This is a genomic window from Pseudomonas sp. FP2338 (assembly GCF_030687515.1).
In the GTDB taxonomy this organism is placed as follows: domain Bacteria; phylum Pseudomonadota; class Gammaproteobacteria; order Pseudomonadales; family Pseudomonadaceae; genus Aquipseudomonas; species Aquipseudomonas salomonii.
In genome coordinates this window covers 4,247,070-4,265,612 of sequence record NZ_CP117436.1, presented here as the reverse complement: position 1 = coordinate 4,265,612, position 18,543 = coordinate 4,247,070, and the positions used below count along the sequence as shown (strand labels likewise).

General features: G+C 60.7%; 16 protein-coding genes. 10 read left to right on the top strand and 6 right to left on the bottom strand.

The window, feature by feature from the left end:
• The first annotated feature begins 8 nt into the window (after positions 1-8).
• The 6 genes from PSH96_RS19265 to PSH96_RS19240 all read left to right on the top strand — a co-directional run bounded on the left by PSH96_RS19265 (position 9) and on the right by PSH96_RS19240 (position 11,703).
• Positions 9-2,960, top strand: coding sequence for a TonB-dependent receptor (locus PSH96_RS19265; protein ID WP_305454356.1), 2,952 nt, complete (start codon positions 9-11; stop codon positions 2,958-2,960).
• A 103-nt stretch (positions 2,961-3,063) separates the two neighbouring features.
• Positions 3,064-5,961 carry a TonB-dependent receptor gene (locus tag PSH96_RS19260; RefSeq protein WP_305454355.1) on the top strand — a complete coding sequence of 966 codons (2,898 nt, stop codon included), beginning with the start codon at positions 3,064-3,066 and terminating at the stop codon, positions 5,959-5,961.
• 216 nt (positions 5,962-6,177) lie between these two features.
• Complete coding sequence (locus PSH96_RS19255) at positions 6,178-8,034, top strand: extracellular solute-binding protein (protein WP_370694307.1); 1,857 nt, start codon at positions 6,178-6,180, stop codon at positions 8,032-8,034.
• Positions 8,021-9,085 carry a microcin C ABC transporter permease YejB gene (locus PSH96_RS19250; RefSeq protein ID WP_305454354.1) on the top strand — a complete coding sequence of 355 codons (1,065 nt, stop codon included), beginning with the start codon at positions 8,021-8,023 and terminating at the stop codon, positions 9,083-9,085. The genes PSH96_RS19255 and PSH96_RS19250 overlap by 14 nt, the downstream gene beginning before the upstream one ends.
• Positions 9,085-10,107 carry an ABC transporter permease gene (locus tag PSH96_RS19245; RefSeq protein ID WP_305454353.1) on the top strand — a complete coding sequence of 341 codons (1,023 nt, stop codon included), beginning with the start codon at positions 9,085-9,087 and terminating at the stop codon, positions 10,105-10,107. The genes PSH96_RS19250 and PSH96_RS19245 overlap by 1 nt, the downstream gene beginning before the upstream one ends.
• A gap of 15 nt (positions 10,108-10,122) precedes the next feature.
• Positions 10,123-11,703 (top strand): ABC transporter ATP-binding protein, encoded by a 1,581-nt coding sequence (locus PSH96_RS19240; protein ID WP_305454352.1) that lies wholly within the window; start codon positions 10,123-10,125, stop codon positions 11,701-11,703.
• A 161-nt stretch (positions 11,704-11,864) separates the two neighbouring features.
• Here the strand turns inward: PSH96_RS19240 and PSH96_RS19235 are convergent, their stop codons facing one another.
• From PSH96_RS19235 to PSH96_RS19220, 4 genes are all read right to left on the bottom strand, one after another.
• Positions 11,865-12,215, bottom strand: a complete 351-nt coding sequence (locus tag PSH96_RS19235; protein ID WP_305454351.1) for a hypothetical protein — start codon at positions 12,213-12,215, stop codon at positions 11,865-11,867.
• 93 nt (positions 12,216-12,308) lie between these two features.
• Entirely contained in the window at positions 12,309-12,719 is a 411-nt protein-coding gene (locus PSH96_RS19230; RefSeq protein ID WP_305454350.1) for a hypothetical protein, read from the bottom strand.
• A gap of 9 nt (positions 12,720-12,728) precedes the next feature.
• The gene (locus PSH96_RS19225; RefSeq protein ID WP_305454349.1) at positions 12,729-13,355 is read right to left on the bottom strand and encodes a LysE family translocator; all 627 of its coding nucleotides are present in this window, start codon (positions 13,353-13,355) and stop codon (positions 12,729-12,731) included.
• A gap of 67 nt (positions 13,356-13,422) precedes the next feature.
• Positions 13,423-13,878, bottom strand: a complete 456-nt coding sequence (locus PSH96_RS19220; RefSeq protein WP_305454348.1) for a VOC family protein — start codon at positions 13,876-13,878, stop codon at positions 13,423-13,425.
• Between the two features lie 126 nt (positions 13,879-14,004).
• Here PSH96_RS19220 and PSH96_RS19215 point away from each other — a divergent pair, with 126 nt between their 5' ends.
• Together PSH96_RS19215 and PSH96_RS19210 are read left to right on the top strand one after the other, a co-directional pair.
• Entirely contained in the window at positions 14,005-14,745 is a 741-nt protein-coding gene (locus tag PSH96_RS19215; RefSeq protein ID WP_305454346.1) for a BPL-N domain-containing protein, read from the top strand.
• 518 nt (positions 14,746-15,263) lie between these two features.
• Entirely contained in the window at positions 15,264-15,497 is a 234-nt protein-coding gene (locus PSH96_RS19210; protein WP_305454345.1) for a hypothetical protein, read from the top strand.
• 57 nt (positions 15,498-15,554) lie between these two features.
• Here the strand turns inward: PSH96_RS19210 and PSH96_RS19205 are convergent, their stop codons facing one another.
• Positions 15,555-16,115 (bottom strand): hypothetical protein, encoded by a 561-nt coding sequence (locus PSH96_RS19205; protein ID WP_305454344.1) that lies wholly within the window; start codon positions 16,113-16,115, stop codon positions 15,555-15,557.
• A 50-nt stretch (positions 16,116-16,165) separates the two neighbouring features.
• Positions 16,166-16,606: a PACE efflux transporter gene (locus tag PSH96_RS19200; protein WP_305454343.1), complete on the bottom strand. Its 441-nt coding sequence runs from the start codon at positions 16,604-16,606 to the stop codon at positions 16,166-16,168.
• 115 nt (positions 16,607-16,721) lie between these two features.
• On the opposite strand from PSH96_RS19200, the gene PSH96_RS19195 reads away from it, so the two are divergent.
• Together PSH96_RS19195 and PSH96_RS19190 are read left to right on the top strand one after the other, a co-directional pair.
• Positions 16,722-17,612, top strand: a complete 891-nt coding sequence (locus PSH96_RS19195) for a LysR substrate-binding domain-containing protein (protein WP_305454342.1) — start codon at positions 16,722-16,724, stop codon at positions 17,610-17,612.
• A gap of 191 nt (positions 17,613-17,803) precedes the next feature.
• On the top strand, positions 17,804-18,520 hold the full coding sequence (locus PSH96_RS19190) for a class I SAM-dependent methyltransferase (RefSeq protein ID WP_305454341.1): 717 nt from the start codon (positions 17,804-17,806) through the stop codon (positions 18,518-18,520).
• The last annotated feature ends 23 nt before the right edge of the window (positions 18,521-18,543 follow it).

Genomic DNA, 18,543 nt, shown 5'->3' with positions numbered 1-18,543 from the left:
GCTCAACCATGCAATTCACACACCTCAGCCGCTCATCACTGGCGGCGCTGTCACTGGCCATTGGCGTGGCCTTGACGGGCCATGGCGCGGTGGCCTTCGGGCAACCGTCGTCGGCCGTGGCCACGCATACCCAGGCTTTCGATTTTGATATCGCCAGCGGCCCGCTTGACCAGGCGCTGCTCAACCTGTCGCGCCGCAGCGGCCAGACCATCTCCTTTCAGCAAGACTTGGTGCAGGGCCTCACCAGCGCGCCGGTGCGCGGCAGTTTTACCACCGAGCAGGCGTTGCAGCAGGCGCTGCGCGGGTCGGCCCTGGATGCCGTGCCAAGCGGCGACGGTGGTTGGGTACTGCGCCGGGCTGCCAAGGCGCCCGCCGCCAGCATCAAGCCGGTCCCCGTGGCGGCCCCCGTAGCGGCCAAAGTACCCGGCGATGTGGCCCTGGAAAAAGTCGTGGTCACCGGCTCGCGTATCGCCCGCGCGCAGGTCGAAGGGCCGTCGCCGGTCACGGTGATCAGCAGCGAAGAGATCACCAGCCGGGGCTACAAAAACGTCTACGACGCCATCGCCTCGCAAACCCAGAACACCGGCATGACCCAGGGCGAAGACTACGGCAACACCTTCCAGCCAGCCGCCAGCGCCCTCAACCTGCGTGGGCTGGGGCCCAACCACACGCTGGTGCTGATCAACGGCCGACGCGTGGCCGACTACCCCACGGCCTACGATGGCATGGTCAACTTCACCAACCTTGCGAACATCCCGGCGGTGATGATCGAGCGCATCGAAATCCTCAGCAGCGGGGCCTCGGCGGTGTATGGCTCGGATGCGATTGCAGGCGTGGTCAACATCATCCTCAAGGACAAGATCAGCGGCGTGGACGTCAACGTGCGCGGTGGTTACGCCGAGCGTGGCGGCGGTGACAACCAGCGCCTGCAAATCAGCGGTGGCGACAGTTGGGGCGATTTTGACGGCGTGTTCGGCCTGGAGCTGACCAACCGCCAGCCGATCTGGAGCAACCAGCGCGGGTTTATGACCGATGGCCCGGCGGTCAACGTCGGCTACCGGCGCAACCTCGACACCGGCGCGTACCTGGGCCCCGGTTGCGGTGCCTACGGTGGTATCTACAACGGCAAGCTGGGCAATACCGGCAACCGCTGCACCACCAACCAGTACTACAACGACTACTCGACCCTGCAAGCCGAAAAGGAAAACTACGACGGCTACACCCGGGGCACCTGGCACTTCAGCGAAAGCGGCAAGGTGTTTGCCGACTTGATGTTCGGCTTCGATCACACCCAGAACAACACGCGTGGACCCAGCTTCACCTCGCCGGACTTTATCAACCAGACCACCGGCAACCTGGAGCGCTGGTCGCGCAATTTCGCCGCGGAAGAAATCGGCGGCAAGACCAGCAACAACAGCAAATGGCGCGAACTGTCCTGGACCGGCACCCTGGGCCTTGAAGACAAGTTCGCCAACAGCGACTGGGGTTATCAGCTCGCGGCCAACCGCTCCGAGTACACCAGCGACCGCACCACCCGTTACACGCCGCTGAGCGGCATCCGCGACTACTTCCTGGGGCCGCAACTGGGCACGCAGGATGGCCACCCGGTGTTTGCCCCGGACCCTTCGCGGCTCGACCAGCCGCTGACCGAAGAGCAGTGGCGGCAGTTTCGCGGCAACCTGGTGCAAAAGAGCAAGTCGGTGTCCCAGACCTTCAGCGCCAACATCAACGGCGACCTGTTCGAGCTGCCGGCCGGGCCGGTGGGGTTTGCCGGTGTGACCGAAGTGGGGCGCCAGTCCTACAGCGTGCATGTGGATGACCAACTTAACGACGGCACCTTCTACAACACCACACCGGCCTCCAATTCCGGCGGTTCGCGCGACCGTTATGCGGCGGGCGGCGAGTTCAGCATTCCCGTCACCGACACGCTGCTGGCCTCGGCTGCCGGGCGTTGGGACCAGTACAAATTCAGTGGCCGCTCCGAGCAACAGAAAACCTACAACCTGGGCCTTGAGTGGCGGCCGATCACCAGCCTGCTGTTGCGTGGCAGCTATGGCACCAGCTTCCGAGCGCCGGACCTCAACTACATCTACCAGGCCGATACCCGGGGCTACAAACCCGACCAGATCGACTACTACGGTTGCAGCAAGGGCATCGACAGCGCGTGCAACCGCGGGCGCGTCGACTACACCCAAAGCGGCACGCCGGACCTTGCGCCTGAGCGTGGTAAATCCTGGACCTATGGCGTGGTCTGGTCGCCGTCGCGCCAGTTCGATGTGTCGGCCGACTTCTGGCGCGTGCAGATCAAGGATTTGCTGACCACCGTCGACATCAACCGCCTGCTGCAACAGGAAGACCAATGCCGCAACGGCCTGCTCGACGCCACCACCTGCGCCGACGTGCTGGCACGTGTGCAACGTAATGCCGGCAACGCCGCCGTCGACCCGAACCAGCTGCAACAGGTGCACATCAATGCCATCAACGCTGCCAGCGAGCGGGCCAGCGGCCTGGACCTCAAGAGCAATATCCGCTGGGGCGCGGGCGAGTACGGCGCGTTCAGCTCGGTGATCGGCTACAGCCTGGTGCTGTCCCACTACCTCAAGGATTCGGACCAGGCGCAAACCCAGAACGTGCGCAGCAGCACCAACTTCTATGACTGGCGCAGCAAGGTCAACGCCAGCCTCACCTGGGATTACCAGCGTTTCACCACCACCCTGACCGGCTTGCGGTATGGCAGCGTCACCAACGCCGCAGGCACCGGGCGCCTGTCGCCGTGGGCCACCTTCAACGCCAGTGCGCGCTACCAGGTGACGGATGAAGCCAGCGTCGGCCTGACCGTCAACAACCTGTTCAACACCTACAAGCATGATGACTCCGCGTGGCCGTACTACCCGGTCGGCAACTACGACCCTTACGGCCGACAAGTCTGGTTGGACGTGAGTTACCACTTCGGCAAATGAGTGCATAAGGACATGCGTTAACGGTCTAACCGGCGCCCTATAAAAACCTCGGCGCCGCCGCACAACCCTGCATAACCAGACAAAGGACAGGGAGCCCCGACGCATGCCTACGCCACGACACACACGCTTTTTACTCAGCCTCGCCGCCACGGTCGCCACCGGCACCGTGGCCGCCACGCCGCTGGATATTCCGGCCGGTTCGCTGGACAAAACCCTGCTGAGCATTTCCCAGCAAAGCGGCAAGCCGATTTCGTTTGAGCAACACTTGGTCAGCGGGCTGAATGCGCCGGCGATCAAGGGCGATTTGAGCGCCGGCGAGGCCCTGCAAATCGCCTTGCAGGGCACCGATTTGCAGGACAGCGAAAGCGCCAGCGGCATCGTCTTGAGCGCCGCACCGCCGCCAGCCGCCCCTGCTTCAGCTGCGACCGGCGTGGAAAGCCCCTCGGTCATTCCACAATTGCAACGCATCGAAGTCACCGGCAGCGCCATCCGCCGGGTCGATGCGGAAACTGCTGTGCCGGTGACCATCCTGCGCACCGAAGAACTGAAAAAACAGGGCGTCACCAGCACCGAGCAACTGATCAGCCGCATTTCCGCCAACCAGTCCTCGGTCGGCTCCGGTCGCTCGATCGGCTCCAGTAGCGGTGGGGCGGCCTTTGCCGATTTGCGCGGTATCGGCCCGAACAAAACCCTGGTGCTGCTCAACGGCCGCCGCCTGGCCAACAACGCCACCAATGCGATCAATGGTTCGGGGGTCGACCTCAACACCATCCCGTTTGCCGCCATCGACCGCGTGGAAGTGCTGCGCGACGGCGCCTCGGCGCTGTATGGCACGGATGCCATCGGCGGGGTGATCAACTTCATCACCAAAAAAAGCGTGACCGACGGCCAACTGACCCTGGGCGGCAGCACGCCAACCCGCGCAGGCGGCGGTGAAACCAATAACTTCAGCGGCAGCTGGGGTTTTGGCGACCTGGACGAAGACCGCTTCAACGTGTTTGGCGTGGTCAGCCACGACAAACAGCAAAGCCTCAAGGCCAAGGACCGCGACTACACCTACAACTACCAGCCGGGCCGTGGCCTGGATTATTCCTCGGGCATCGCCTCGCCGGCCAACTACAGCCAGGGTGCGAATGCGAGCAACCCGTTGGCGGCGTCCGGCTGTAATGCCCCCGGCTTGATTTCGCGCAGCGGCATCTGCCGGCAATCGCTGTGGAGCTACCTGGACCTGGTGCCGGAAACCGAAAAGACCTCGTTTTTCGGCAAGGCCAGCGGCAAGTTGGCCGATGACCACACTGTGAGCCTCGAATACTTCTGGGCGCGCAACCTTAACCGCACCCAAATCGGCCCCGGCTTGCTGCAAGGCCTGCAAGTGCAACCCGGCACGCCGTACTACCCTGGCAACGGCATCACCCCAGGCCCGAGCCAATTTGCGCTGGACCCCACGCAACCGGTCGACGTGAACTGGCGCGAAAGCGAAGTAGGGCCGCGCAAGCATGAAGACGACAACGTCGGCCAGCGCCTGCTGCTGACCTTCGAAGGCACCCTGGCGGGCTGGGATTACAACGTCGGCGCGGCCTACAACCAGAACAAAGTCACCAACGCGATCCAGAGCGGCTATGTGGATGATCGCGCGGTGGCCAATGGCATCAACACCGGTGTGATCAACCCGTTCGGCCCGCAGTCAGCCGCTGGCCGCGCCTTGCTGGATGCCAGTGGCGTGGATGGCGATTACGGCACGGCCGTGGGCCGGGTCAAAAGCATCGATGGGCGCATCAGTCGCGACATTGGCGACTGGTTTGGTGCGGGGCCGTCGGCGCTGGCGCTGGGCGGTGAGTACCGCAAGGAAGACTTCCACCAGGACTTCGCCGCCTTTGCCGCCAATGTGCAAAGCCTGGGCGTCGACCCGGCCGCCACCGTGGCGGGTGACCGCACTGTGTCGGCGCAATACGCCGAGGTGAATGTGCCGGTGCTCGACAGCCTGGAACTTTCGGCGGCGCTGCGTCACGACAAATACAGTGATTTTGGCAACACCACCAACCCCAAATACTCGTTCCGCTTCCAGCCGTTCCGCGAGCTGGTGGTGCGTGGCGCCTACAGCGAAGGCTTCCGGGCACCGTCCTTGTATGAGTTGTACAACCCGAACTTCACCACCTTCACCGTGGCCAACTACAACGACCCGCGCCTGTGCGCCGGTGGCCGGCCGAGCAACGGCGGCCTGGCCAACCGCGACTGTGCGCAGCAGTTCTTCAGCCGCAATGGCGGCAACCAGAGCCTGAGCCCCGAAACCGCACGCAACGTAACCTTAGGCTTCGTGTACCAGCCGGTCACCAACCTGTCCGTGGGCCTGGATTTCTGGTGGATCAAAATCGCCAACCAGATCGCTGAATTCCCGGAGTCGGCGGTGTTTGAACAACCGGACCTGTACGCCGACCGTATCGTGCGCAAGGCCGATGGCTCCATCGACCATATCGTCACCGGGCTCGCCAACCTGGGCAAGGTCAAGACCAATGGTGTCGACGTGAGCCTCGACTACCGCTTTGCCGAATCAAAATTCGGCCAGTTCGGCGCCAACCTGCAAGGCACTTACGTTGATCGTTATGTGTACCAGCAGCAGCTCAAGGGCGACTACATCGACAAGGCCGGTGACTTTCGCGGCGGTGATTTTTCCTCGGCCGGCGCCGTCGCGCGCTGGCGTCACAGCCTGACCGGCACCTGGAACCAGGGCCCGCTCGGCGCCTCGCTGACCAACCGCTACACCAGCGGCTACAACGACTACAACCGCGCCTACCACGACAAAGTCGGCGCCTGGAGCGTGTGGGACGTGGCCGGCACTTATACCTGGCGTGATACCGCGCAGATCACCGTGGGCGTGCAGAACCTGTTCGACCGCGAGCCACCGTTCAGCAACCAGACCTCGACGTTCCAGAGTGGCTACGACCCGCGTTATTCCGACCCGTTTGGGCGCACGTTGTATAGCCGGGTTTCCTACAACTTCTGAGCCTGAAGTACTGGCTCAAGAACAAAGCCATTCAACTGTGGGAGCTGGCTTTGTGGCGAGGGAGCTTGCTCCCGCTGGGGTGCGAAGCGCCCCCAAAAAAGCCGGCTCCAGCTGCGCTGTCGAACGGGACGGTTGAACGATTCGACAGGCTCCCTCGCCACAGCAAGCCAGTTTCCATACTTGATCTTCAGTGTGTTCAAAAAAGGAGCCACCGTTGTGACCCTGTTTCGTTTAATCCTGGGTACGTTGCTGACAGGACTGTGGGCGCCGTTTCTACTCGCTCAACCCACGCACGCGCTGACGGTATACGGGGAGGCGCCAAAATACCCGGCGGGCTTCCAGCACCTGGATTACGTCAACCCGAACGCCCCCAAGGGCGGCAGTTTTCGCCGCTCGTCCATGGAAGGCGGCCCGTTTGATCACCTGATCCCCTATGTGGACAAAGGCACCGGCATCACCCAGATCCAGGGCTGGCTGTACAGTCCGCTGGCTTACCGCGCGCAAGATGAACCGTACACGGTGTACGGCTTGGTGGCCCAGCGCCTGGAACTGGCGGACGACCACACCTGGATACGTTTCTACCTCAACCCCAAGGCACGCTTTGCCGATGGCACGCCCATCACCGCCCAAGACGTGGCCTACACCTTCAAGCTGTTCACCACCCAGGGCAGCCTGGCCTACCGCCAAAGCTTTGCCGATGTGGACGAGGTGCTGGTGGAGTCACCGACCCAGGTACGCTTTACCTTCAAAAACGCCGACAACCGCACCTTGCCGCTGGACATCGCCTCGTTGCCGGTGTTGCCGGAGCATTGGTGGCGCGGGCGTAATTTCGCCAACGGCGGTGGGTTTGAACCGCCGCTGGGCAGCGGCCCTTATCGCATCAGCGCAGTGGACAACGGCCGCAGCGTCACCTTCGAGCGGGTCAAGAACTGGTGGGGGCAAGACCTGCCGGTGAGCAAAGGGCAGTACAACTTCGACACCCTGCGCCTGGAGTTTTTTGCCGACACCGATGTGTCGCGCCAGATCCTGCAAGCCCAGGGCTATGACTTCAATCGTGAGTTCTCTGCCACCAGCTACTCGGTGGGCTACGACGGCGCAGCCCTGCGCGACGGCCGCCTGCAACGTGAGCAACTGGCACCGAACGCGGTGCAGGGCACCCAGGGGTTTGTATTCAATCTGCAAAAGCCGCAGTTCCAGGACCGCCGCGTGCGTGAGGCATTGAGCCTGTTGTGGGATTTCGACTGGAGCAATCGGCAGATGATGCACGGCATGTACTTGCGCCAGCGCAGCTTCTTTTCCCGCAGCCCATTGGCGGCCAGTGAGCTGCCCGATGCCCAGGAGCGGGCGCTACTTGAACCCTGGCGCGGCCAGGTGCCGGAGGCGGTGTTCGATGAGGTCTATCAACCGCCGCACACCGACGGCAGCGGGCGCATTCGGCCCCAGCAGGCGCAAGCCTTGAAGTTGCTCGAAGCGGCGGGCTGGACACCCAAGGGCGACCAATTGGTGAATGCCGAGGGCACGCCGTTGCAGTTCACCTTCCTCAACAGCCAGAAGGGGTTCGAACGTTTGCTGCTGCCGTACAAGCGCAACCTGGCGCAGATCGGCATCGGCTTCAACATTCGCATGATCGACTCGGCCCAGTACACCAACCGCGTGCGCGCGCGGGACTACGACATGATCGTTGTGGGCTACCCGGTCAGCCCATCGCCGGGCCGCGAGTTGATCAACTACTTTGGCTCCGAAAGCGCCGACGACCCGGGCTCCAACAATTACATGGCGCTGCGCAACCCGGCGGTGGACGCGTTGATCGATGGCCTGGTGCGCGCCAACGACCGCCCGACCATGATGCGCTACGCCCACGCCCTCGATCGTGTTTTGCAGTGGGGCTTCTACTGGATTCCCAACTACTACCCGCCGGGCTCGTCGTCGCTGTGGTGGAACCGTTTCGGCCGCCCGCGCACCTCGCCGCTCAACGAGGTGGGCATCGACACCTGGTGGGAACTGAGCCCCACGCCGTTGACCACTGCCCAAATGCGCGAACTGACCGAGGTGAGCCAACATGCTGGCCTATAGCGCACGCCGTTTATTGCTGATCGTGCCGACCTTGCTGTGCATTTTGCTGGTCAATTTTTTCATTGTGCAGGCCGCACCCGGTGGCCCGGTGGAGCAAGCCATCGCGCGCCTGCAAGGCATCGGCACCCAGGCCTCCGCCGCCGGCACCCGCGTGGAAGCCGGCAGCAATGAGGCGCGCACCACCCGTGGCCTGGACCCGGCGCTGGTGGCCGATATCGAACGCCAGTACGGCTTTGACAAACCCTTGGGCGCACGCCTGTGGCTGATGCTCAGCAGCTACGCGCGGCTGGATTTTGGCGACAGCTTCTTTCGCGGCGCCAAGGTCACCGACCTGATCCTGCAAAAACTGCCGGTCACCTTATCCCTGGGTTTTTGGGCCACGCTGATCAGCTACCTGGTGTCGATCCCGCTGGGCATCCGCAAAGCCGTGCGCCATGGCAGCCGCTTTGACGTGTGGAGCAGCGCGGCGGTGATCATCGGCCATGCCATGCCAGCGTTTCTGTTTGCGTTGTTGCTGATCGTGGTGTTTGGCGGTGGCAGCCTGTTGAACTGGTTCCCGGTGCGCGGGCTGGTCTCGGAAAACTTCGCCAGCCTGTCGTGGGCGGGCAAGGTCGTGGATTATTTCTGGCACCTGGTGCTGCCGGTGTCGGCGCTGGTGATCGGTGGTTTTGCCACCCTGACCATCCTGACTAAAAACAGCTTTCTCGATGAAATCAGCCGCCAGTACGTGGTGACCGCACGGGCCAAGGGCTTCAGCGAAAAACAGGTGCTGTACAAGCATGTGTTTCGCAACGCCATGCTGTTGATTGTAGTGGGGCTGCCCCAGGCGCTTACCGCCATGCTGTTCGGCGGCTCGCTGCTGATTGAGGTGATCTTCTCCCTCGACGGCCTCGGCCGCCTGAGCTACGAAGCGGCGGTGGCGCGGGACTACCCCGTGGTGTTCGGCACGCTGTTTATCTTCACCCTGGTGGGGCTGGTGATCAAATTGCTCGGTGACCTGTGCTACCGGCTGCTGGACCCGCGTCTGGATTTTTCTGCGAGGGCGCATTGATGCAGGCTTTTTCCCCGACCACACGCCGCCGCTGGCTGCACTTCAAACGCAATCGCCGGGGCTGGTGGTCGTTGTGGCTGTTTCTGGCGCTGTTTGTCGCTTGCCTGGGCGGTGAGCTGCTGGCCAATGACAAACCTTTGCTGGTGTCTTACCAGGGCGCGCTGTATTTGCCGGCGTTCGAGCGCTATACCGAACAGGACTTCGGCGGCACCCTGCCGTTTCAACCGGACTACCGCGACCCTTATGTGCGCGAGCTGATCGAAGGGCAGGGCGGCTGGATGCTGTTTGCGCCCATCCCGTTCAGTTATGACACGGTCAACTACGACCTCACCGCGCCTTCGCCCACGCCGCCCAGCACGCAGAACTGGCTGGGCACCGACGACCAGGCGCGGGACGTACTGGCGCGAGTGATTTTCGGCACCCGTGTATCGCTGTTGTTTGCCTTGGCCTTGACCCTGGTGAGCGCTTTGATCGGTATCGCCGCCGGCGCGCTGCAAGGTTATTACGCCGGGTGGATCGACTTGCTGGGCCAGCGCCTGATCGAGATTTGGTCCGGGCTGCCGGTGCTGTACCTGCTGATCATCCTTTCCGGGTTTGTCGAGCCGAGCTTCTGGTGGCTGCTGGGGATCATGGCGCTGTTTTCCTGGCTGACCCTGGTGGACGTGGTGCGCGCCGAGTTCCTGCGCGGGCGCAACCTGGAATACGTCAAAGCCGCTCGCGCCCTCGGCGTAGGCGATTTCGCGGTGATGCTGCGACACATTTTGCCGAATGCGGTGACCGCCACCTTGACCTACCTGCCGTTCATTCTGACCGGCGCGATTTCCACACTCACGGCCCTGGATTTCCTCGGCTTCGGCATGCCCACCGGCAGCGCCTCGCTGGGTGAGTTGATCGGGCAGGGCAAAAACAACCTGCAAGCCCCATGGCTGGCGCTGACAGCGTTTTTTGCGCTGGCGCTGATCCTGTCCCTGTTGGTGTTTATCGGCGAAGCCTGCCGTGACGCCTTTGACCCTCGATCCTGAAAAGCGAGCTGTGCCGTGACTGATGCGTTGATTGAAATCCGTAACCTGCAGGTGGCGTTCGAAGGGCATAAGGCGGTACGGGGTATTGACCTGGATATTCGCGCCGGCGAATGCCTGGCGCTGGTGGGCGAGTCGGGCTCCGGCAAGTCGGTGACCGCGCATTCGATCCTGCAATTGCTGCCGGCGCACACCACGCGCACCCGAGGCAGCATTCGTTACCTGGGCGAAGAACTGCTCGGCGCGCCGCCTGCGCGCCTGCGCCAGATTCGCGGCGACCGCATCGCCATGATCTTTCAAGAGCCGATGACCTCGCTCAACCCGCTGTACAGCATCGAGCGCCAGCTGTCCGAAACCTTGCTGCTGCACAAAGGCCTGGGCGGCGCCGCCGCACGCGAACGGGTGCTGGAACTGCTCGAACTGGTGGGCATCCAGCAGCCGCGCCAACGCCTGAATGCCTACCCGCATCAACTCTCCGGCGGCCAGCGCCAGCGGGTGATGATCGCCATGGCGCTGGCCTGTGAGCCGCTGCTATTGATCGCCGATGAGCCCACTACTGCGCTGGATGTGACCGTGCAGCGGCGCATCCTCGCGCTGCTCAAAGACCTGCAACAACGCCTGGGCATGGCGCTGCTGTTGATCAGCCACGACCTCAACGTAGTGCGCAGCATCGCCCAGCGCGTGGCGGTGATGCGGGCGGGGCAGATCGTCGAACAGGCTGACTGCCAGGCGCTGTTCGGCGCGCCGCAACATGCCTATAGCCGTCAGTTGCTGGAAGCCGAGCCCGAAGGGCGTGCGCTTGAACGTGAACCGGCAGGTAACCTGCTGGAGGTCGACGACCTTCGGGTCTGGTTCGCCCAAGGCGGCCTGTTGCGGCGCAAACCGCCGATCAAGGCGGTGGACGGCATCGACCTGCGCTTACAGCGCGGCAAGACCCTGGGGATTGTCGGCGAGTCCGGCTCGGGCAAGTCCACACTCGGCCAGGCGATCCTGCGGCTTATCGACGCCCAGGGCAGCATCCGCTTTCAAGGCCAGGCCCTGGACGCGCTCAAAGGCAAGGCGCTGCGGCCGTGGCGGCGCAAGCTGCAAGTGGTGTTCCAGGACCCGTTCGGCAGCCTCAGCCCACGCATGAGCGTGCAGCAAATCATCGAAGAAGGCCTGCGTGTACACACCGACCTCACTGCCGCCCAGCGTGAAGCCGAAGTGATCAGCGCACTGCGCGACGTCGGCCTCGACCCCGACACCCGCCACCGCTTCCCCCACGAGTTTTCCGGCGGCCAGCGCCAACGCATCGCCATCGCCCGCGCACTGGTGATCAAGCCGGACCTGATCCTGCTCGACGAACCCACCTCGGCGCTGGACCGCACCGTGCAAAAACAAGTGGTGAGCCTGCTGCGCCGCTTGCAGGAGGAGCACGGCCTGACCTACCTGTTTATCAGCCATGACCTGGCCGTGGTACGCGCGTTGGCGCACGACTTGATGGTGGTCAAGGACGGTGTGGTGGTGGAGGCGGGGAGTACGCAGCAACTGTTTGAGGCGCCGCAGCATGCGTATACGCGGGATTTGCTGGTGGCGTCGTCATTGCGGCCACTGGAATGATCAGCCTACCGCCAGGATGCAAGCCCCTCGGTGCTTCAGGTACAACCAGTCGATGCCTTCGCAGGCAAGCCAGCTCCCACAATCACTGTGGGAGCTGGCTTGCCTGCGAAGGCATCAACACGGTCGACCTGCCGAACCGAAACATCTGCATCGCCGCAGTATCAGGCCAGGCGCGCCCGCCAATCGCCGCCATGCTGGGTGTTGCAGGCTTCTTCGCAATCAAAGCGCACACAGCGCTCGATTTTCACCGAGGCTACCTCGGCGTCGTGCAGCGCCGCAGCCGTCAGTTCGCGCATACGTTGGTCCGCGCCGTTTGCCAGGGCCGACTCCTTATTGGCCCGCGTATCGAACACCCAAATCACCCGCAGGCTTTGCGGGAACGCGGCGTAATCAACCGTGTGAGTCAGCCACTCGAAGCCCGGGATTTCGGTTTTGGCGGTTTCGCAGGCTTCGGTGAGGGTGGCGACCAGGCGGCGTTCGAGGCGGGCGGTATCGCGTTTGGTTAGGGGCATCAAAAGTCCTGATATTCAATAAAAGTCATCACATCATCCGGCCCATATTCACGGATTAGCCAGTTGTTCCCCATCGGTTCGAAGTGCAACGCCTTAGACCTGAATGTCACACCGCGCCTCAACAGCGTGCAGCCGCAAGGTCAGACCCGATGCGAAGCACACCACCACGTGATGGTCGGCGGGGAAGGTATCGCTGAGGTAGAACGTATCCGTCTCGGCGTCGGCCGCTACAACGCCGATGGCGTGAAGCACCCTGTCATCCTCAATCGGGCTGTCATGGCGCCCTTCGGCCGCAAAGTAACTCACGCCATGGAAGGTCACAGTGATCTCCCGTGGCTCTTCGGGCGGCACCCAGTCCTCGGTCCGTCGGGTAAACCTGAGCGACAGCGTGCGCTCAGACAACGCGTAATGGATGTCGCTGGCGACATAGAAATTGTGCAGGTCACAGGCGCGTCCTTCGACCTCAACTTCTATATGCCCGAGTACAAAACCGTGGAACTTCATCGCGCCTGCCTATCGCTGTTGAAACGCTACTTTCAGCCCCAGCCCCATAAACAGCGTGCCGATGATCTTGCCTTCCCACCGACGCAGCCTGGACAGCCCCTTGATCCCGCGACTTAACGGGCGAATCGAGAGCGCCAGCAAACTCGTATAAATCGCGCTGAGCGCCGAAAAGATCAAGCCCAGCAGCGCAAACTGCACCAGCGACGAACCCGATTCCGGGTGTACGAATTGCGGCAGGAACGCCAGGAAGAAGATCGCCGTTTTCGGGTTCAACACCTCAGCCCCAATCGCCTGGAAAAACGCCTGGCGCGGCGTCACCGCAGGCAACTCAAGCCGCGCATGCGTGCCGGTTTTGGCCATGAACGCGCGCACGCCCAGGTAGATCAGATACGCCGCGCCGGCCCACTTCACCGCATTAAACGCCGCCGCCGAAGTCATCAGAATCGCCGACAGCCCCAGTGCCGCACACAGGGTATGAATCAGGTCGCCGCACGCCACACCCAGCCCGGTCGCAACACCGACCTTGCGCCCGCCTTGAATCGTGCGCGTGAGCACCAGCAGCACGGAAGGGCCGGGGATCAGGAAAAGGCCGAGCACCACGGCGATGTAGGTGACGAGGGCGGTGAATTCAAACATGGCGGGTTATCTCGCAGATGGGCGCGGCCTACAGTAATCCTCATCTAGGCAACCAATGCAACGCCGTTCAAGCAAACGCGGCGACCATAAACGCCTCCAAGCCTTTCTCCTCCAGAATCTCGATAGAGAAATGCCCAAAACGCTTGGGCAACCAAATGATGCGCGTGCCGGACGGCGACTGCAGATCCGCCAGACTCAAGGGCCGGCCGTTTTCATCCTGCGGCTGCACGCCCTCGGCCATCAATTCGGCATAGGCCACCTCGATATCCGCCGTGGTGTAGCAATGCCGATAAATCATCCCCTCACCGTGCGCGTCCAACAGCTCGCGCAAGTTGCCCGCCAACGGCTGCACCAGCATAAAACGCTCCTGGCCCATCAGCACCACCGCATACCGCACATGAAAGCCGCCGCGATTCCAGACCTGAGTGCTGGATATTTTGGCCTTGAGGATTTTGGCGTAATAAGCGCAGGTTTCTTCAAGGTTCTCGACCAGTACGTCGACGTGGCTGAATTTCAGCTCCATTACAGGCCCTCTTGGCGAATGTGGTTTCAGGCGACAGTAGCCGATTTACAACTGTTAACGAATTCAAAGTCGCGTTCGATATAGGCTCTGAACAGTCCCGACCTCCTGTTCGCTGAGCCCACCACCATGAAACTGCCCGCCATCGCTGCCGCATTTTTTGCACTCGCCACCGTGCAATCACCCTGGGCACAGGCCGCAACGCCCATCACCCACGTCGCCATCTACCGAGGCCCGGCGGGCTGTGATGACTGTTCCGAGAACGTCAAAAACGCCTTGCTGCGGCTCAGCCCCAACTACCAGATCGACTTTGTGGGCGCGGATGAAGCCATCGACATCACCCCGCAAAACCTCGCGCGCTACGACCTCTATGTTCAGCCGGGCGGTGGGCAGGACATTCCGGCTGCGCTGGACAGCTTCGGTGATGCACGCGTGGGCGCCATTCGCGACTACGTGGCCAAGGGCGGGCGCTACCTGGGGTTGTGCATGGGCGCTTATCTTGCCGATAACAGCAACTTCGGGTTGATACCCCAGGACCTCGACTCCGAAGCCGGGCGACCGGGGTTTGAAGTGCGCGGGATTGAAGACGCGGCGGTGCGAGTGGTGTGGGATGGCAAGCCGGACAGTGTGTTCTATCAGGACGGGCCGTATTTCCCCAAGGTTGATGGACACGCGCCGTATACGGTGATTGCGACTTATCGCAATGGCGATGTGGCGGCGGCGCGGTATCGGTATGAGAAAGGCGTGGTGGTGCTGAGCGGGCCGCATCCGGAGGCGGGGAAGGAGTGGTTTGAGAATGCGGGGATTGCGCTGAGTGAGATGCCGCGGGGGGAGTTGTTTGGGGTGTTGGTGGGGAAGGTTGGGGAATGATGAATGTGTCTGCGTTTGTTCGGTAGATGGTTGTAGAGAAGGTCAGCTTACGGCCAGGAGTGGTCACTCCGCATCACATCCCCGGCCTGAAAGCCTGGATAGCCGAGTTGACCGTTCACGATGCAGTGCAGCAGCATGTGATCAATCATTAAGTGCTTCCAGGAAACCTATGCATAGCCCTGTAGATCTTCATGAGTTGTTGGCGCACGTCAGAGATGAACCGCCGTTCATACGATTTATCGAAGCCCTCGGTGTAGATTTCGCCAGCGGGCGTTTAATTGAAAAGACATCGCCTTCATCGGCCTATGGGCCAAGTGCTCTAGGCTGGGAAAATGTGTCCGTTGACGCGTTTTTCGATGCGGCAGCTTCGTGGGCAGACGCCAGTTCCCGACTTGCCCAAGAGGATAGGTCGATACCCAATGTTTGGCATCGCTGTGCGGCCATTTTGCTGGCTGGGAAGTATTATGAGTGACTCGGGGACGACATCCGCAACTTGGAAGGGAACCGTGGACGGGAGGTTGCCAAAGAACCAACGCAATAAGCTTTTGGTTGAAGCCGAAGCCTACGGTTTAACGTTGAATGATCTTGCTGCCGCCTGCGAGGAATTCGGCGTGGCCCCCCGCAATCTGCTGAACGAGCTATCCATAGCGGTTGCTGAAGGCTACTTGGCAGGGGCTTTGACTTACGAGTTCTGCGATGGCGTCATGAACGGGCTCATCGCTGCCATCGTGGAAAATAGGGTCAGACCCTGAGGGATCCCTATTTTCGCTCGTTTGAGTGATATATTAAAAAAAGGGGCGGATTTATATTCAGGTAAATAAATCCATCCCCTTTTTCGGCGATGCAGCAATGTAGACAAGAACGGGCTGGAGGCAACTGAGCGGCGGTGCCGAACCCAGCATGTCGGTAGATTCACACCATGGATAGCGGCGACCTTGAAGCCAATCCATTATTTTGCGCATATGTTGGGGAGGGCACTCCAACATGTGTTCGATAACAATGGAGAGTTGAATGGCCAGGCCGCTTTGCGGTGAAAACACCCAGTGATATTCCCCGCAACCTACGCGTAACTCTCCAGTCGCTTTTGTTGACATGCCAACCAACCATTTGCACCTATGAACATTTGCTACGGGCTTTGGAGGGGCACCGAGGCAGAATGTATAAATGTTCTCATATTGCAGGCTAAAGCCGCGTACCAGTACTTCAGCAATATTTTCTCGTCCTTGGACGTTGGGAGGAAATCGGATACTACTCGTCTGCACTGACACGTTAAGAGTTGCGTCTAGACTGAAAGCATTCCGTAACAAGTCGGGCCGATTTCCGTCCTTCCCGAAGATGTAGTTCTCAATCGCTTTGGTGGTATTTTTCACGTACATATCCTAGTGTTGCTACAGGCAGGCTAATCGGGATTTTGGGCGGATTATGGGTTAACCGATAACTCCCCCTTCGCGGAATTTGGTACATCAAACACCCTGTCGAAGACCCACTGAAACGCCAGCGCGTAAAAAAAGAAGAAAACGAAAAGCCCCAGATCGGTGACCAGTGCAGCCCACCAAGAAATCTCCAGCCACCATGCCACCAGTGGCACCAACAGCAGAACCAGCCCACCCTCAAAACCCAGTGAGTGGAGCAAGCGCCTGCCCAACGTGCGAGCACGCTGCTGCTGATGCGCTTCCCAGCGTTCAAAAACATAGTTGAACAGCACGTTCCACAGCAGCGCGCATACAGACAACATCAACGACAGTGCACCTGCATGGGCCAAACCTTCGTCGTATATCAACGAGATGCTGGGCGACAGCACCGCAATAGCGATTGATTCATAGAGGATGGCTTGAAGAATTTTTCGCGAAGGTCCTTGCATGGTGTTTTCCGAAGGTTGAGTAGATCGAATACCCGCGACGGTATCGCTGCGTACACACCAGGAAAAATGAGATAAATTGAAGACTCATTAATTCAATTCATCCAGGGAACGATGCGTGTTTTCGACTCTTCCGCTTAACGCGTTGCGCACCTTCGAGGCCGCTGCGCGACTGGGTAGCTTTAAAGCGGCGGCAGAGGAGCTCTCTGTTACCCCCGCGGCCATTTCCCACCAGGTCAAGACATTGGAAACCCACCTCGCGGCGTTGCTGTTCAAACGGTCTGGACAAGGTGTGGCATTGACCGAAGAGGGCGAGTTGCTATATCGCCAGGCTCATTGCGCATTATTAGACATTCGCAGCAGCCTGGAGGCCTTCTACCCGAACACTGTTCCCCAAACCCTGACCATTTCCACTACGCCGGGCTTGGCCGCAGCCTGGCTGATTCCACGGCTGGGTGGTTTCTATCGCAGCTTTGCGCACTTCAATGTGCGGGTTGATACACGCAACGAACTCGTCGATCTGCTGCGTGACTCCAGTGTTGATCTTGCTATTCGTTCGGTCAGCCGCGATGACCCGAAGTTGTTCTGTCAGGCGCTAATGAACGAGCAGTTCTCGGTGTACGGCGCCCCCGGTCTGGTGGCCTCGCTGAACGTAAATCAGATCGAATTGATCAACCTGCGCTGGAAAATTCCAGGAGCATTCTCAATAGACTGGGAGAGCTGGTGCGCGGCCGCAGAATGCCCTGCCTGGCTTGAAACCGCGCAGATGCGTGAGTTCGACGATGAGCATTTTGCTTTGAGTGCTGCAATCGCGGGTCATGGGCTGGTGCTGGCAAGCAATGTACTGGTAGCCGACAGCCTCAGGCAGGGAGAATTAGTGGCTTATAGACCAGAAGTAAGCCTTCCGGGTCCGCGTTACATTGCGGTGTGCGTGCCGGGGCGGGAGCGGCAGGTACATGTGAGCGCGTTTCTGACGTGGCTGGCCGGTGCAGCTCTACAGGATGGATGACGAGACTCGTTTGGGTCCCTAACGACGGCAGCAATCGACCCAAAGGTGACTGTCGACAAGAGGCTGAATCAGCTCAAGTAACAGCAATTTTTGAGCTGTGCATTCCTTGTAGGAATACGCTACATAAACTTAATGAATTTTTATTATTGCTGTGTCTGGCGTAGCTTGATTTCAGGACATGGAGAACCGCATTGAAATCATCCCCTCTCGACTCAGCTGAAAAATTTGATACCTCACGAGCTAATGAGTACGCACGACAGAGCCGTATTGCGCTAGCTGGATATGACGCCTGCCAAGACTTGGCTGCATGCATGCTGGCGGCAAGCCTGGGCAATGCAAGTTCGGCAAAAATACTGGTCGTTGGCGCTGGCGGTACGGCGCAGGAGATTATTGCGATGGCCAAGCTTGAACCGAGTTGGCGCTTCTCGGCCGTTGATCCATCCGAGCCGATGTTGGAGGCAGCGAAGCAGCAGTTGGAGGCAAACAACTTGCTTGAAAGAACGGCCATGCATCTTGGGCAAGTTGAAGACCTGGCAGCAGACGAGTCATACGACGCAGCGACCTTGATCGGTGTACTCCATCATCTCGATGGAGATGACGCCAAGCGACAAATTTTACGATCCATTCGGGCTCATATAAAACCCGGTGCGCCGCTGATTGTCGCGGGGAATCAATACGCTTACGCCAGCCAGCCGCTACTGCTTGCGGCCTGGGGGCAGCGGTGGCGGCAGCATGGGGCCAGCGCGGATGAAGTGAAGGTCAAGCTTGGGAAAATCCTTCAAGGCGCTGATCCTCCACATTCCGAGGCGGCGGTTCAGAAACTCTTGCATGACGCCGGATTTGGAGACGCTACCCGTTTCTTCAGCAGCCTTTTCTGGGGGGCGTGGTTGACTTGCAAAGTGGTCTGAACATGGCCGCGAATGACTGCTTC